The organism is Nocardia sp. NPDC058518, from assembly GCF_042719655.1.
Classification (GTDB): Bacteria; Actinomycetota; Actinomycetes; order Mycobacteriales; family Mycobacteriaceae; genus Nocardia.
The window spans coordinates 52239-66441 of sequence record NZ_JBHXNJ010000025.1 but is presented as its reverse complement, the minus strand read 5'-3'; the positions used below and the strand labels follow the sequence as shown (position 1 = coordinate 66441).

The 14203-nt window shown below is 63.0% G+C and carries 13 protein-coding genes; 3 read left to right on the top strand and 10 right to left on the bottom strand.

Annotated features, from left to right (window positions below):
* Nucleotides 1-6 precede the first annotated feature (6 nt).
* Nucleotides 7-1368, bottom strand: a complete 1362-nt coding sequence (locus tag ACFWPX_RS31555; protein ID WP_378931612.1) for a protoporphyrinogen oxidase — start codon at nucleotides 1366-1368, stop codon at nucleotides 7-9.
* 118 nt (nucleotides 1369-1486) lie between these two features.
* Complete coding sequence (gene hemE / locus ACFWPX_RS31550; protein WP_378931610.1) at nucleotides 1487-2542, bottom strand: uroporphyrinogen decarboxylase; 1056 nt, start codon at nucleotides 2540-2542, stop codon at nucleotides 1487-1489.
* A 317-nt stretch (nucleotides 2543-2859) separates the two neighbouring features.
* Here hemE and ACFWPX_RS31545 point away from each other — a divergent pair, with 317 nt between their 5' ends.
* Together ACFWPX_RS31545 and ACFWPX_RS31540 are read left to right on the top strand one after the other, a co-directional pair.
* Complete coding sequence (locus ACFWPX_RS31545; protein ID WP_378931668.1) at nucleotides 2860-3414, top strand: DUF3000 domain-containing protein; 555 nt, start codon at nucleotides 2860-2862, stop codon at nucleotides 3412-3414.
* A gap of 22 nt (nucleotides 3415-3436) precedes the next feature.
* Entirely contained in the window at nucleotides 3437-4687 is a 1251-nt protein-coding gene (locus ACFWPX_RS31540; protein WP_378931607.1) for an HRDC domain-containing protein, read from the top strand.
* Nucleotides 4688-4716: 29 nt separating this feature from the next.
* Here the strand turns inward: ACFWPX_RS31540 and ACFWPX_RS31535 are convergent, their stop codons facing one another.
* Nucleotides 4717-5151, bottom strand: a complete 435-nt coding sequence (locus tag ACFWPX_RS31535) for a type II toxin-antitoxin system VapC family toxin (RefSeq protein ID WP_378931605.1) — start codon at nucleotides 5149-5151, stop codon at nucleotides 4717-4719.
* Nucleotides 5148-5390, bottom strand: coding sequence for a CopG family transcriptional regulator (locus ACFWPX_RS31530; RefSeq protein WP_378931603.1), 243 nt, complete (start codon nucleotides 5388-5390; stop codon nucleotides 5148-5150). The genes ACFWPX_RS31535 and ACFWPX_RS31530 overlap by 4 nt, the downstream gene beginning before the upstream one ends.
* Nucleotides 5391-5627: 237 nt before the next feature.
* Between ACFWPX_RS31530 and ACFWPX_RS31525 the strand changes: the two genes are divergently transcribed.
* A complete protein-coding gene (locus tag ACFWPX_RS31525) occupies nucleotides 5628-5819 on the top strand; it encodes a hypothetical protein (RefSeq protein ID WP_378931666.1) in 192 nt (63 codons plus the stop codon).
* Nucleotides 5820-6410: 591 nt separating this feature from the next.
* On the opposite strand, the gene ACFWPX_RS31520 is transcribed toward ACFWPX_RS31525, so the two are convergent.
* The 6 genes from ACFWPX_RS31520 to ACFWPX_RS31495 all read right to left on the bottom strand — a co-directional run bounded on the left by ACFWPX_RS31520 (nucleotide 6411) and on the right by ACFWPX_RS31495 (nucleotide 13752).
* Nucleotides 6411-7310: a DUF6301 family protein gene (locus ACFWPX_RS31520; RefSeq protein ID WP_378931601.1), complete on the bottom strand. Its 900-nt coding sequence runs from the start codon at nucleotides 7308-7310 to the stop codon at nucleotides 6411-6413.
* A gap of 193 nt (nucleotides 7311-7503) precedes the next feature.
* Complete coding sequence (locus ACFWPX_RS31515; protein WP_378931599.1) at nucleotides 7504-7734, bottom strand: hypothetical protein; 231 nt, start codon at nucleotides 7732-7734, stop codon at nucleotides 7504-7506.
* A gap of 325 nt (nucleotides 7735-8059) precedes the next feature.
* Nucleotides 8060-8542 carry a hypothetical protein gene (locus ACFWPX_RS31510; RefSeq protein ID WP_378931597.1) on the bottom strand — a complete coding sequence of 161 codons (483 nt, stop codon included), beginning with the start codon at nucleotides 8540-8542 and terminating at the stop codon, nucleotides 8060-8062.
* A gap of 52 nt (nucleotides 8543-8594) precedes the next feature.
* On the bottom strand, nucleotides 8595-8939 hold the full coding sequence (locus ACFWPX_RS31505) for a hypothetical protein (protein WP_378931595.1): 345 nt from the start codon (nucleotides 8937-8939) through the stop codon (nucleotides 8595-8597).
* Nucleotides 8933-13432, bottom strand: a complete 4500-nt coding sequence (locus ACFWPX_RS31500; protein ID WP_378931593.1) for a DUF6531 domain-containing protein — start codon at nucleotides 13430-13432, stop codon at nucleotides 8933-8935. The genes ACFWPX_RS31505 and ACFWPX_RS31500 overlap by 7 nt, the downstream gene beginning before the upstream one ends.
* Nucleotides 13432-13752, bottom strand: coding sequence for a type VII secretion target (locus ACFWPX_RS31495; protein WP_378931591.1), 321 nt, complete (start codon nucleotides 13750-13752; stop codon nucleotides 13432-13434). The genes ACFWPX_RS31500 and ACFWPX_RS31495 overlap by 1 nt, the downstream gene beginning before the upstream one ends.
* Between the last annotated feature and the right edge of the window lie 451 nt (nucleotides 13753-14203).

Sequence of the window (14203 nt, the reverse complement as noted above, 5' to 3'; positions counted from 1 at the left end):
TCGGAATCAGTGCTGCGCGCTCTCGATACACGCGGTGGCCACACGTTCCGCGGCGGCGGTGCCCGAGGCCACGCAGGCGGGGACGCCGACGCCGTGGAGGTAGGCGCCCGCTACCGCGAGGCCGTCGAGGGGGGCGAGGGCGGATTCGAGGGTGGCGATGCGGTCGGTGTGGCCGGGGGCGTATTGCGGGAGGCCGCCGGGCCAGCGTTGGACGACGGCTTCGAGTGGGGTGATCGGGATGCCGGTGACGGTGGTCAGGTCGGCGACCGCGGCGGCGATGAGGTCGTCGTCGGTCCAGGAGAGCGGTTTGTCGTCGCCGAGGCGGCCGAAGGAGGCTCGGACGAGGGCGACGTCGCGCTCGGCCAGGTGCGGCCATTTGCGGCTGGACAGGGTGAAGGCCTTGGCGCGCAAGGGTTCTCCGGTGGCGACGAGGATGCCGGAGTTGTCCGGAAGGGGGGTGTCACGTGGGAGAGCCAGGGCGACGAGCGCCGAGGAGGACAGCTCGATACCGGCGGCCGCCCGCGCCGCTTCGGGCGCCACGTAGTGCAGGAGCCGGGCGGTGACCGGGGCGGGCGTCGCGATGATGACGGCGTCGACGGCTCCGAGCGGGTCGACCACCCAGCCACGCGGTGCGCGGGCTACGCGCGTCGCGGCCGTGGTCGTGACCAATCGGGCTCCCGAAGCTTCGGTCAGTGCGGCGAGCAAGGCTCCGTAGCCGTCGCGCAGCCCACCGAATACCGGGGCTGAGCTGGGGGCGGGCATCGCCGTTCTGACCGCCTCGGTGAGGCTCGAAGCGCCGTCGTCGAGTGCCGCGGCGAGGGTGGGTAGCGCGGCGCGGACACCGATGGAAGTGCTGATCCCCGCGTACACCCCGCCCAGCAACGGATCGACGCTCCGCTCGACTACCTGCCTGCCGAAACGGTCGCCCACCAGGGTCTGCACGTCGATATCGGAGCCCGGCTCCCAGTGCAGCGGGCGCTTCGGCTCGGTCGCTACCCGGTCAAGCGTCGCGTCATCGACCAGCCCCCGCAGCGACTCGGCGTCGGACGGAATCCCCATCAGTGTGCGTCCGGGCAGCGGATGTGCCGATCCCTGCGCCCAGATCAGCGGTCGCTTCCCGGCAGGCCGCACCAACTGGTCGTCGAGGCCGAGCCCGCTCATCAACTCGATCACCTCGGGCCTGCGCCCCACGAACGCTTCGGCGCCGAGATCGACTGGCTCCCCGGCCAATTCGCGGGTGTGCAGCACACCGCCGACCCGTCCGCTCTGCTCGAGCACGACGATGTCGACACCATCCCCCAGCCGCTGTCGCAACCGGTAAGCCGCGACGAGCCCGCTGATTCCGCCACCGACGACCGCGATCCTCATGCCTCGACCGTAGCCGCGCGTACACCCCGCCGACGATGCGCACCTGACGGATGTCGGCCGGGTCACTGTCCGTGGACGCTTCGCTGACGACCGCCGCCGGTAGCGAGGCGATCGAGCCCTACAGCGAGTGCACCAAATCGACCAGCGCGGTCAGTACGCCGGGATCGGTGTCGGGCAGCACGCCGTGGCCCAGGTTGAAGATGTGCCCGGTCGCACCGAGGGTGATCGCTTCGTCGGCCTCGCGCGCGATCCGCCGGGTCTCGGCCTCGACCGCGTCGAAACCGGCGAACAGGATCGCGGGATCCAAATTGCCCTGCAAGCCCTTGCCCGCACCGACCCGACGTACCGCGTCGGTGAGCGGCACTCGCCAGTCGACACCGACCACATCGGCACCGGCCTCACCCATGGCACCCAGCAGTTCGCCCGTGCCGACGCCGAAGTGAATGCGCGGCACGCCCGCCGAGGCGACCTCGGCGAACACCCGCTCCGAATGCGGCAGCACGTACTCGCGGTAGTCGGCCAGCGAGAGCGCACCCGCCCACGAGTCGAACAGCTGCACCGCGTCGACACCGGCCGACAACTGGGCCTGCAGGAAGGCGATGGTGATGTCGGTGAGGGCACCGAGCAGGGCATGCCAGGTCTTCGGGTCGGCGTGCATCATCGCCTTGGTGCGCTCGTGCTGCTTGCTCGGCCCACCTTCCACCAGATAGGAGGCGAGGGTGAACGGGGCGCCCGCGAACCCGATGAGCGGGGTGTCGCCGAGCGCGTCGGTGAGCAGCCGCACGCCTTCGGTGACCGCGCCGACCTCTTCGGGACGCAGTCGCGGCAGCGCGCGCACATCGGCTTCGGTACGCACCGGCGAGGCGATGACCGGGCCGACGCCGGGCACGATGTCGAGGTCGATGCCCGCGGCCTTGAGCGGAACGACGATGTCGGAGAACAGGATTGCCGCATCGACACCGTGCCGGCGGATCGGCTGCATGGTGATCTCACACACCAGCTCCGGGTCGAAGCACGACTCGAGCATGCCGATGCCCTTGCGCAGTTCGCGGTACTCCGGCAGTGACCGGCCGGCCTGACGCATGAACCACACCGGGCGCCTGCTGGGCGTCGCGCCGGTGGCGGCGGCCAGGAAAGGGGCATCGGTCAACCGGCGGCGGGTGTAAGTGCTCATCGGTGTTCATCCTAAGCGTCGAGCCCCGCCGATCCGCACGCCCAGGCAGGTGTGGGACGAACCACACGTTCGGCCCGCCACGTACCCGGCACCCGCCGCACCCGGTCGCGTCGCACATCGCGCATCGCGCCGACATCGAGAATGCGCCCTCCGCAACGTCAGCGGCACGAAACGCGCACGGCGGCGCGCCTCCGACGGCGTCGGGCGCCCACGGTCTACCGTTCCTCCTCGTGACACCGCTCGACATCCGCGACGGCGCCGCACCGACCGGGGGAACGCCCCGCGAGCCTGCTTCTTTTCGGGCGGCGGTCGATGCGATGGGCACCGCAACAGTGCATCCCCGAATCGAGCTGGCGCCTATCCGTCCTCCACAACGGTTGGCGCCGTTCTCCTATGCGCTCGGAGCGGAGGTCACCCACCCAGAAGGTCCCGTGGTGCCCATCGACTCCGAGGGCGGCGACGCGTTCGGCAGGCTGATCCTGCTACACGACCCCGACGGCGACGAGGCCTGGAACGGTGTGTTCCGGCTCGTCGCCTACATCCAGGCCGACATCGACGCCGCACTTGCCGCCGACCCGCTGTTACCCGAGGTGGCGTGGAGCTGGCTGGTCGACTCCCTGGAATCGCGCGGCGAACCGTTCACCGCCCTCGGCGGCACGGTGACCGCGACCAGCTCGGTCCGCTACGGCGATATCGCGGGCCCACCCCGCGCCCACCAGCTGGAACTGCGCGCGTCGTGGACAGCGACGACCACCGAGATGCGCCGACATGTCGAAGCGTTCTGCGAGGTGCTGGCCTTTGCCGCCGGGTTGCCACCCGCCGGGGTCACCCATTTACGACCGGAGTCCTATACCCGCACCGATCGCCCTTGATCGCCACGTAGAGTTCACGTCTATGTCGGTCGCCGAGGAACCCACCGCAGCAGAGCCCCTGCTCGTCCCTGCCGAGGGGGTTCCACCTGTGCTGGCGACTGCCGACGAGGTCGCCGCGGCCGCCAAAACTCTCGCCGCCGGCACCGGCCCACTGGCCGTCGACGCCGAACGCGCGTCCGGTTTCCGTTATTCGGCACGGGCGTACCTGATCCAGCTCCGCCGCGAAGGCGCGGGCTCGTTCCTCATCGACCCGATTCCCGTCACCGACGCCCTGACCCCCTTGGCCGAGGCGATCAACGACCTCGAATGGGTCCTGCACTCCGCTGATCAAGACCTGCCCGGCCTCGCCGAACTGGGTTTGCGCCCCGCCCGCCTGTTCGACACCGAACTCGGCGGCCGCATCGCCGGCTACGACCGCGTCGGCCTGGCCGCGATGGTCGAGAACCTGCTCGGCCGCTCCCTGCGCAAGGGCCACGGCGCCGCCGACTGGTCGAGCCGCCCACTGCCCGACGAATGGCTCAACTACGCCGCCCTCGACGTCGAACTGCTCCTCGAACTCCGCGACACCGTTGCCGCCGACCTCACCGCCCAGGGCAAATTCGACTGGGCCGCAGAGGAATTCGAACACGTCCGCACCATGGACCCGCCCTCCCCCAAGGCCGACCGCTGGCGCCGCACCTCCGGCATCCACACCCTGCGCCGCACCCGTCAACTGGCGATCGTCCGCGAACTGTGGACCACCCGCGACGAACTCGCCCGCGCCCGCGACGTCGCCCCCGCCCGCATCCTCCCCGACTCGGCCATCGTCGCCGCCGCCACCGGCGAACCACGCTCGATCGCCCAACTGCGCACCCTCCCCGTCTTCGGCGGCCCCCGCCAACGCCGCTACTCCCGCGACTGGCTGGCCGCGGTCGAACGAGGCCGCACCCTCCCCGACAAACAACTCCCCCCACTGACCCTCCCCTTCGACGGCCCACCCCCTGTCAACCGCTGGGAACGCCGCGACCCCATCGCCGCCGCCCGCCTCACCACGGCCCGCGGTGCCATGGGCGAGCTCTCCACCGAACACTCCATTCCGGTCGAGAACCTGCTGTCCCCCGATCTGGTTCGCCGGCTCTGCTGGGACGGACTGCCGGACTACAAAAACGTCGGCACCTCCGAGGAATTGTCCGCGGAGGTCGAGGCGTTCCTCCTCGCCGGTGGTGCCCGTCTTTGGCAGCGCACCCTCGCTGTGCCTGCCCTGGCCAAGGCCCTCACGCCCGCGGCCGACTAGGCCTGCCTGCGCCGCGCGGTCTGGCAAACTCAGAGGTCTGCGGGCAAAATTCGGAAAGCGGGAATTCCGGGCGTCAGCGGTTCGATTGCGCGAAAATCTCGCTGGTCCAGCGTGAATACTGTGTCGGTACGGAATTTGTCGGCGAGGACTACGCCGACGGCGTCGGCTAAGTCCAGTCGGAGCGCCTCATACTTGGCGCGGATCGTCTGCGCGGCGGCAAGGTCAACGTGCTTGAGTTCCGCCAGTCGGTACCGCCCGTCGATCATCCGGGCCATGAGCGCTTCCGTGACTTGCATTGCGGCGGGAAAACCGAGGTCCCGGTGCACGAGGTGATCCAATTCCGTCAGGACCAGCGGCGATATCACCAGCATCTCGGACTCCATGACCTCGACTGCCCTGGCATGCTCGACCTGGTCGGCATCGAATGCCGCGAACAGGGCCGAGGTGTCGGCAACGATGATCACCGCCGCGCTGCCTGCTGCTTGATATGGGCGTACACGTCATCGTCCATCTCGTCCACGGAGCGTGTGCGACCGCTACGGAACACCGGCAGCGGTGCGTCGCTCTTAGGCCGATCGGAGGCATCCAAGAGCATGGCGATGCCGCGGCGAATGAGCTCGGCCTTACTGACGCCGGTGGCCTGCGCCTCCGCGTCGAGCCGAACTTCCAGCGCGTCCGGTAGGTACACGGTGGTCTTGATCATGCCACATATGGTACCACCCACGCCTACGTCGCTGACCTCGCAGGCTGCGCCGGAGAGGCTTCCCCGCTCGACCCACCGTGAGACCTGAGGCTCCGGACGGCGTAGCCGGTAGGCACGGCACTTGGCCGGTCTTCTTGTCGACACCTTCCCCAGCCTCAACCCCTTTGGCACGAACCTCCTGCGGAAGAATGCCGCGTACCCACTTGTCATTTAGTTTCCAGAGGTAGGCTCGCGAAGATTTGCTTTCGATCATGGCCTCTAGGTCGTCGACTGTGCTGGGACCGTCTCCCCCGACTACAAGAACGTCGGCACCCCGAAGAGTTGTCCGCGAGGATCGAAGCCTTCCTGTCCGCCGGCGGCGCCCGCACATGGCAGCGCACCCTCGCCGTCCCTGCTCTGACCAAGGCATTGACGCCCGCGGACGCCTGACGTCGGCCTACATCGAGTTCATCTCGGTACCGCAGCTGCCGGACGATGCCGGACCAGGACTGCACCTCACAGTCCACGCGGGGCGCCGCAGTTCTCACAGGCGGTTATCCACCGTATCGTGTTGGAACTCCCCATGATTCCCCTACTTCCCTGATCGACCTCAGCGCAACAGGGTCACTCTGGCCGCCGAGTCCACACGATATCGAGGTGCTCAAAGAGCGAATGGAGATCTGAAATTGCAGATTCGCAGAACTCTGGGTCGACTTCCGATATCTTCAGAGGAAGTTCCATATAGCCGACACCAAGTCGAGGTAAGAAATCCATTGGGACTCCAGAAGGTTGAATCAGCCAGTTTCTCCGTCGGCTATTCCCCACGCACCAATCTAGCGATCCTTCATAGGACCCCACTCCGCCTATGATCAAGTCACGTATCGTGACAGCCTCTGCTTTATACCTCCATACGAAGAATGGTGGCGTACGCCTTTTGTTGTAGGCGTCGTAACCCACATCGATTCGTGCCCATTCCACCTCGCCGAGCTTCGAGAGGATTCTCAATACTCGCAGGCTCGGCGTTGAATCCGATGACAAATATTATCTCCAAATCATCGTTACAATTCCGTCCAGTTCTGCGAGATATCGCGGGTTCACCATCCAGACGCGGAATCCTCGATTGGATCTGCGAAGGTGAATGACAACCTTCGGAAGCATCCATATCGTCCCACTATTATCATTGATACCAACGGGCGGGCTGAGCGATGCCCCAATCACCGATTCGATTACACCAGCGAGGGAGTTGAATTCCTCCGCCATTCGTTCAGCATCAATTTCATCATCGACATCACGGGCGGGCACAGAGTCAATAGCTTTGAAGGAGCAGTATCTGATATCACCGTTCCCGACACTCAAACTCGCCCCGGGCTGTCGCACGTCTATATCGGTAATCAGGTCACATCCACGTTCGATCGGATGGCCCGTCTCAAAATCTTCGCGCCAGCCCACAATTTCACAAAACCGTCGAATATTACCGAAGGTCCACGTCCAATCAAATTTAGATGCGACGCAGACCTTCGCAGCGATCCTTTGCTCGGTTTTGCGCCTGTTAGTCAATCTTCTCGCGGTACCAGTCAGCTCGAGTCTCCGCCTGCACGCAATATCAACCATCTGCGAAATGACGTGAATATCGGGCACCGATCCAGGGGGTGCCGTGAACACATGAATGTACTCCCGTAAATTGCCTACGTCTTCGCCAATGAACCACATTCCACTGGAAAACCCTTCGGGTATCGAATTCATAGACGTACGTAGATAGCTTATATGATCGACTATCCACGGCTTGGTTATCCGTTCCAGGGTTCCATCGATACGTTCACCATATATTGCGATATCTCCAAGGCTGACCTCGCCAGCTATACATCGATTTGCACAAAGAATGGAATCTAGAGATACCATTGCATGCAATTCATGTACTCTGATAATGCTACTCTCACCCATGGACGTTGCCTCCCATTAGTCGCGGAAGATCCGCCTCAATCCCGCGCCACGGCACGGCCCAATTGCGGGCGGAATCACCCTTACCGACTTCAACATCGAAGTGCGACCTCTTTCTGGACCCGGAACCCTCCACCCACCGACAGTTCAAAGCCATCTGACCACTGAAGAGCTGGACTGGGATTTCGATCGAACATCAGGTGGCGTTGCCGGATTCCGCTGCAGCCAAGGGGAACCCATCCGGATAAACTCGAATTGAATAGCTTGCGCAGGCGACCAGGCTGTCCACTCCGGTAGATTTCAACGCTAGACACTTAACTCTATTCCACTTGCCTTCATCTATATCGGAAATATGAAGCAAACTCAGGGATTGAGATTCTTCAGCCAAATCAATCGTTATCGATTTGAATACCGTTTTCATCTGCATTGCGAAGACGCTGAAGAATCTAATTGATACAAGAGTCCGATCCGGAGATCTATCGAAGCTGCGCAACTCCAGTTCTGAGAGGGAGAGATTGTAGCGCCACGGTCTGAATTCCAATTCGAAACGAATCGGAAGATCGCCGTCGACTCGCGTATACCCACGATCAGGTAAAGGGTTTGCCATATCGACTCCCATTGCGATAGAAGAAGACGTTCGACATTGTGCTGTGGTCGCCCACCGGTGGTCCACATGGGCAACACCTCGACAGTGGAGGCGGTGGTATCCGCGACAGTGCGCTCGAGATCGATCAACCACCCCAATCAATAACTCAACGATTCCGTCTATTGTTTGATTTCACGGGTTTGACATCAAGGGATGCTCGCCAGACTTCGAATGAATCTATCTCCTTCTCCAACATATTCAATACCTTGCGATTCTCTTTGATGGTGCTGACACCATGGTCATGCAAAGATTTTGCGCTATCGTAGACAGCGCAAAGAAGCTCTGACAATGGAGTGGAATCAATCACCATCTTCCCGTGGCGGGTAGCTACGCGATCCTTCTGTAGTGAAAACTCGACCACAAACATAGAACCAAAGCCCTCGAACCTCCCATTGCCCTTTCCGCGACTGGCCAGTAAGCGAGCCTCGGAGAGGAGAGCAGCAGCGGAGGGATACACCATCATACGTTGATCAGAGTGCTCGAGACCGCGAGTGGTAACTGATCCCAAGTTACCCAGCACTTCCAGGTCGCCTAGCGAATATCCATCCTCTGGAGGGTCATCGCGGACCGTGAAAATGAACTCGACCATTGTTTCACTTCCCAAGTATTGGAAACATCTCCGCCGTGCCCATGTCGCTCACCTACAGTTTATCGAGGTGAACCAGAGCATCGCAGACTGCCGCGCGAAGTTGATCCTCGGTGATATCCCCGTCTTCCCGGTCTGATGGATCGATCGGGTAATCTTCGAGCGCAAAGAAGACTCGATCCAGCAGGAATTCGAAAGGCGGTCGCACCCGCTCCTTTGCTTCCAGAGATCTACTCCGTGCGGCGTACCAGCTGCGTGCAAAATCTGCACCATCAATTTCGCAGCAGGCAAGCCTTCTCATCAGTGTCAATTGCTCGCCAATGCCCGAATTCGGTGACACATCCCGGGGGCGCTGCCAAGTGCGTTTGGAGAAATTGAATTCGCCGTTTCCAGCTACCATAGAAAACCCCTCTGCACGATACCCTCAAATTGCTGGTCTCCCAGCTTCCAAGCCGACCAGAACTTGCCGTCAGATCGTAACATTACCATCTTGTTTGTATTGGGGTCGATGAATCCGATGGCTGTTCCTTGGTTTCTATAATTGAATCGGTAAATCTTCGTATCCGGGGCCGTCATGTGCTGCTTCATCGCTTCGACAAACGCCGCCTTATTGGCGTTGTTCTTGTTGCCGGTGAGGCCAAAATCTGAAGCATGGGCGTCATACTTCTTATCCAGAACTTTCTGACTACTAAAGTCCGCACGGTCCGCCCAGGCGCGCTTTGCGCAACCAACCGGCGCCAGCCCGAGCGGGTCGCACCAAGAAATTGGATTCCTGGGGTAAGAATTTGGGTTTTCAGCGGGTGGCAACCCAAGTGGATCCTGAGTCAGGAATCTGCCGACTTCCGGATCATAGAACCGGTGCAGATTGTAGTGGAGGCCGGATTCGGGATCGTATTGTTGGCCTTGGAATCGGTGGGGTGTGTCGGGACCTGCCCAGGCGGTTTGTCCCCAGAGAGCAGCGTTGGCTGTTGAGATAATTTTGCCGGTGGTGGGGTCGGCGAGGTGGGTCGGGCTGCCTTCGAGGTTGGTGACTATTGCCCAGAATTGGTCATCGACGGATTGAGTGAGGGGGATGTGGGTTGTTGGGTGGTTGGTCCATGTGTGGGTTCGGGTACCGGCATGGTTGGTGGTCGACTGTTCGGTGAGATGGACTCCATCCCAAGTGAATTCAGTGAGAGTGTTGCTGGTGTCGTTTCGTTTGCTGGTTCGGCGACCGAACGGGTCGTAGGTGTAGGACCAGGTGTTCTTGTCCGGGGTGGTGACTTCGATCAGTTGGTCGAAGGCGTTGTACCGGTAATGCCAGATGGCGGGTTTACGGGAGATCCGGGTCTTCTCTTTGCGGGTGAGGCGACCGGCGGTGTCGTAGTGGTAGCGGGTGCGTCCGGCGCGGACGAGGAGGTTGTTGCGGTACTCGAAGCGCTGGTCGGCAGGGGGTTCAGGTGTGTTCTGGTTGGCTGCGATGGGATCGGATGGTGCCGGTGATGCGGGGATCTCAGCGGTCGTGAGGTTCGACAGGGCGTCGTAGGTGTACTGCTCGGTGGCACCGAGGCTCGGGGTTGCGATGTGGGTGATGCGACCGATCGCATCGAGGGTGTAGTCGCGGCGCCGGTTTGCGGTGGGCGTCGTGGTGGTGTGGCTCGTGACGTACCCATCCGGACGCCAGGTGTAGTCGTCGCGCTCGAGCAGTTGGATGGGCGCACTGGTGCGCGGATCGAGCTGTACGAGTTCGCGGCTGAGGGTATATCCACCAGCGCTATAGGTGTTGTCCTGTCCGATACCAGCACTGTGCCAACTGTTTTCGCGTCCGATGCGGTCGTGGGTGAAGTCGAATCGGTGGCCGTTGGTGGTGAGGGTGGCGACCTGTCCAGTCGAGGTGTGTTCATAGGTGGTCGACGCCTCACTCGGCGTTGTGTACCCGGTGCGGCGACCGTGACGGTCGTAGTCGTAGGTGGTGGCGCGCCCGTCGACGCGCTGGGTCAGTATCCGCCCGGCTGGCGAGTGGACAAAGGTGACCGAATGAATCGGGTCGTCGTGCACGCCATTTCTAGCATTGATGAGCAGCCCGGTTGGGGTGTAGGTGTTGACAACCCATTCGCCCGTGTCTGTGCTGACGCCGATGAATCGGCCGAGAATGTCGTAGGTGAGGCGACGTTGGACGCCGGTCGGCGTCGTGAGGGTGGTGGGCCGGTTGAGCAGGTCGTGCTCGGTGTGGGTGACTGATCCGTTGTAGTCGGTTTCGGTATATACGTTGCCGGTCGGGTCGTATTCGTAGGTCCAGGTGTCCCCGAGGGGGTTGGTGACCGAGGTGAGACGGCGTTCGGTGTCGTGGGTGTAGGCGGTGATGGTGCCGTCGGCGGTTTCGCGGGTGTTTACCAAGTCGAAGGCGCCGTAGGTGTAGCGGGTAATGGCACCGATCTGGTTGGTATGCGTGAGCAGGTTCGCTTCGCCGTCATATGTCCACGACTGGGTGCTACCGTCGGTATCGTTGTGCGAGAGCAGCTTTCCCTCGGCCGAGTAGTGGTTGGTGCTGGTGTTGCCGAGAGGGTCGGTGATGGTCACGGGTCGGCCGAACGTGTCACGTTCGACGATGGTGACCGCGTTGTTGGGCTCGATGATCCGGATCGGTAGGCCGGCGGCATCGACGTCGATGCTGGTGGTGGCGCCTGTTGAGAGACTGATCGAGGCCGGCGCACCACCTCGATGATGGGTGTAGGCCGTGGTGACACCGTCCGCATCCGTGACGCTGGTCAGGTTGCCATGGTCGTCGTAGGTGCGAGTGGTGGTCGTGCCATCGACATCGGTGATCGTGGCCGGGCAGTGGGGCGCGGCGTAGCTGATGGTGATGGTTGCCTGGTCGGGGCGTCGGAGCAGGACCAGGTCACCGTCTGGGTTGTAGAGGTAGACCGTGGTGTTGGCGTAGGCGTCGACGTGACGGATCGGTTGGCGGTACTCGTTGTAGTCGGTCATCGATGTCGCGCCGCGTGGGTCGATCAGGTTGCGCAGGCAGAGGTCTTCGTCGAACTCGAAGGTGGTGGTGGCGCCGAGGGAGTTCGTGTGATGGGTGCGCGACCTGCGGAAGTCAGGAATAGCCTCGTACGCGAAAGTCGCCGACAGGATGCCGTCGGTGCCGACCTGTTTGATGACCCGTCCGGATCGGTCGTAGGTGTTGTGCATTTCTGTGCCGCGGGAGTCGCGCCATGACAGCATGCGGTGTTGTTCGTCGTAGCGGAAGGTTGTGGTCGCGGCGATACCGTTGGTGACCGAGGCGAGATCACCTGCCGTGTAGCCGAATTCGCGGACAGTGGTTTCGAGCGCTTCGCCGGTGGGGGTGGTGCCGAGCACTGTCAGGGCGGTGACACGGTTGTCGGTGGTGTCGATCCGGACGCGGTACCCGCCGGAGTGGGTGACTTCGGTTGGGTGGCCGGTGTCGCTGTAGTGGAAGGTGATTCGGTTGTGGTGGCGGTCGGTGATCTCGGTGATCGGATAGTTGCCGAGGGGGGTTTCCGACCCGGCCGACATTGCGGTGGGCCGGAAGCTCCAGGTGAGCTCGCGGTCTGGGTCGTGGACTGAGTATCCGCCCGTTTCGGTGCGGGTCATGGTTGCGCGGATGCCCTGGTGGACCGGACGAACGGGGAGGTCCGGGGCGGTGTGGGGGAATTGCCACAGCTCACCGTCGGGTCCGACGAACCGGACGCCGACCTGGTCGACTTCGACCCGCATATCCAGGGTCGCTGCCCAGGAAGGCCCGAACCATCGACCGAACCGGTACGAAGAACGATGGCGGCGGGTCAGCACCAACGCCAACACCCCAGGCAGCTCGATATCGGTTGCGGGGAGCAGGAACTCGCCGGTCGCGACGTCGACCGGGTCACCGCAGTCGGTGGTTTGCTTCGCGGTCTTGTTGAGGTCGGGTTTCTCGGAACCGGATTGGTCTGGAAGCTTGCCGGTATCGCTCGGAGTGCTCGCCGGTTTCGTGCTACCCGGGGTGTCCGGATTATCGGTTGTCTTGGCCGGTGTGTCAGGCGTGCTGGCCGGATTCGTTGGTGTGTCGGGCTGTTTCGTGGTCGAGGGTGTGGTCGAGGTGTCGGTGTTCTTCGCGGCAGCGGGGCTGGTTGTCGTGTTGTCGGCGTTCTTCGACTTCGACGGGGTCTTCTTGAACGCCTTCGCGATATCACCGAATGCCGACTTCAACTGCTTCAACAGCGGCTTCAAATTCGCCATCGTCTTGGCCAGCTTCGAGAACAACTTCGAAATCGTCGCCACAGTCTTGGCGATGTAGGCGGTGGCTTGGATCGCGACGAGCGGCGTCGCCAAACCCACCGAGAACACGAGTTCCGCGGCCCAGACCGCGAGACGGCCGACCGTTTGGGCTACCAGGTCGCGGACGGTTTCGCGGACCGCGGCGACGATGCCGCCTGCCATGCGGATCGCTGAGGCTGCCGCGGTCGAAGCGGTGTTGGCCGCGGTGAGCAGGTTCGTGGTGTTGGAAGCGGCGGATTTGTAGGCGGTGGCGGTTTGGCCGGTCCAATCCGTCACATCGGTGGTCACGGCCTTGTTTTGGGCGGTGGCTACCTCGCTGATGCGGGCAGCGACGTTGTCCCAGGTTTTGGCATAGGCCTCGATCTGGGCGGGGTCGCCTGCGATCCAGTCCAACGCGTCTTGGAGGGGTTGGCAGTGTTCGATCAGCCAACCGACGCCGTAACCGGCCAAGGTGCCGAGGGGGTCGACGACCAGGGAGACCGCTTCGGCGGCGAGGCCGACGACACCGAGGCCTACCTCGATCCAGGAACCGCCCGAGATCGCGTCGGACAGGTCGGTGACCGAGCTGACCAGGCTGATGCCGGTGGACCAGTCGGTGGTGTCTTCCTTCGCGGCGATGAGGGGATTGGTCATCAGACGTCGAGGTTCTTCAGCGCGGCGGCGTTGGTGTTGTCGCGAGTGGTGAACGCGTCGGCGACGGCGGTCAGGTTCGAGCTGGTGTTGCCGAATGCGTCGATCGCGGCCTGGATGGCGTCGATGCCGTCGGTTTCGACCGAGTCGACGAACAAGGGGCCGAGGAAGGCACAGAGCTTCCCGAACGCATCCGAAGGCGCCGAGACGGCTTGGGCTGCTTCGAGTGCTTCGGTCAAGCCGGAACCGGCCGAGGTGACGTTGGTGGCGTGGGATTTGATCTTGTCCGGGGAGATACTCAGTTCCCCGCCAGCGCTGGTCATGTGGTGCCCCGCCCCTCGTACGTGATGCCACCCCTGGTCGACGGGCACTCCCTGCCGTGACCTGCGGTGTTCGATCCTGATCGAGCAGGTCGGACCCGACGGCTACGACCTGCGGCACGCAGTGCCAATGGCCGAGCGTAGCGGATCGGGATGGGTAGATGCCGGTGGTGAAATCGATGGAACCAGAACGGGCTTCGGTGCGTCTAAGGGCGTGAAGGGGTGCCACCTCGGTGCCCGATTGTGCGGGATACGTAGGGAGGTGAGGATAGGTGCTCGACCGCATGACTCGCGTGCGGCCGTGGGTTGTTGTGGAGGGTTGGCAGAACTCTGGCGCGGCGGAAGTCTGTTTGGTTGTGGAGGTTCCATGGGTCGGGGGCGGAGGGATGAATTGGGAGGGGCGGTGTCGTAGGCTGTTCGGAACGACGGGGTGGCCGGGTGCGGGGAGTACTCG

Bases quoted from the DNA above. Each gene is read 5' to 3' on its own strand.
- ACFWPX_RS31555 (WP_378931612.1), bottom strand. From the start codon at position 1,368: ATGAGGATCGCGGTCGTCGGTGGCGGAATCAGCGGGCTCGTCGCGGCT.
- hemE (WP_378931610.1), bottom strand. From the start codon at position 2,542: ATGAGCACTTACACCCGCCGCCGGTTGACCGATGCCCCTTTCCTGGCC.
- ACFWPX_RS31510 (WP_378931597.1), bottom strand. From the start codon at position 8,542: ATGGTCGAGTTCATTTTCACGGTCCGCGATGACCCTCCAGAGGATGGA.
- ACFWPX_RS31530 (WP_378931603.1), bottom strand. From the start codon at position 5,390: ATGATCAAGACCACCGTGTACCTACCGGACGCGCTGGAAGTTCGGCTC.
- ACFWPX_RS31495 (WP_378931591.1), bottom strand. From the start codon at position 13,752: ATGACCAGCGCTGGCGGGGAACTGAGTATCTCCCCGGACAAGATCAAA.
- ACFWPX_RS31500 (WP_378931593.1), bottom strand. From the start codon at position 13,432: ATGACCAATCCCCTCATCGCCGCGAAGGAAGACACCACCGACTGGTCC.
- ACFWPX_RS31545 (WP_378931668.1), top strand. From the start codon at position 2,860: ATGGGCACCGCAACAGTGCATCCCCGAATCGAGCTGGCGCCTATCCGT.
- ACFWPX_RS31540 (WP_378931607.1), top strand. From the start codon at position 3,437: ATGTCGGTCGCCGAGGAACCCACCGCAGCAGAGCCCCTGCTCGTCCCT.
- ACFWPX_RS31505 (WP_378931595.1), bottom strand. From the start codon at position 8,939: ATGGTAGCTGGAAACGGCGAATTCAATTTCTCCAAACGCACTTGGCAG.
- ACFWPX_RS31515 (WP_378931599.1), bottom strand. From the start codon at position 7,734: ATGCAGATGAAAACGGTATTCAAATCGATAACGATTGATTTGGCTGAA.
- ACFWPX_RS31520 (WP_378931601.1), bottom strand. From the start codon at position 7,310: ATGGGTGAGAGTAGCATTATCAGAGTACATGAATTGCATGCAATGGTA.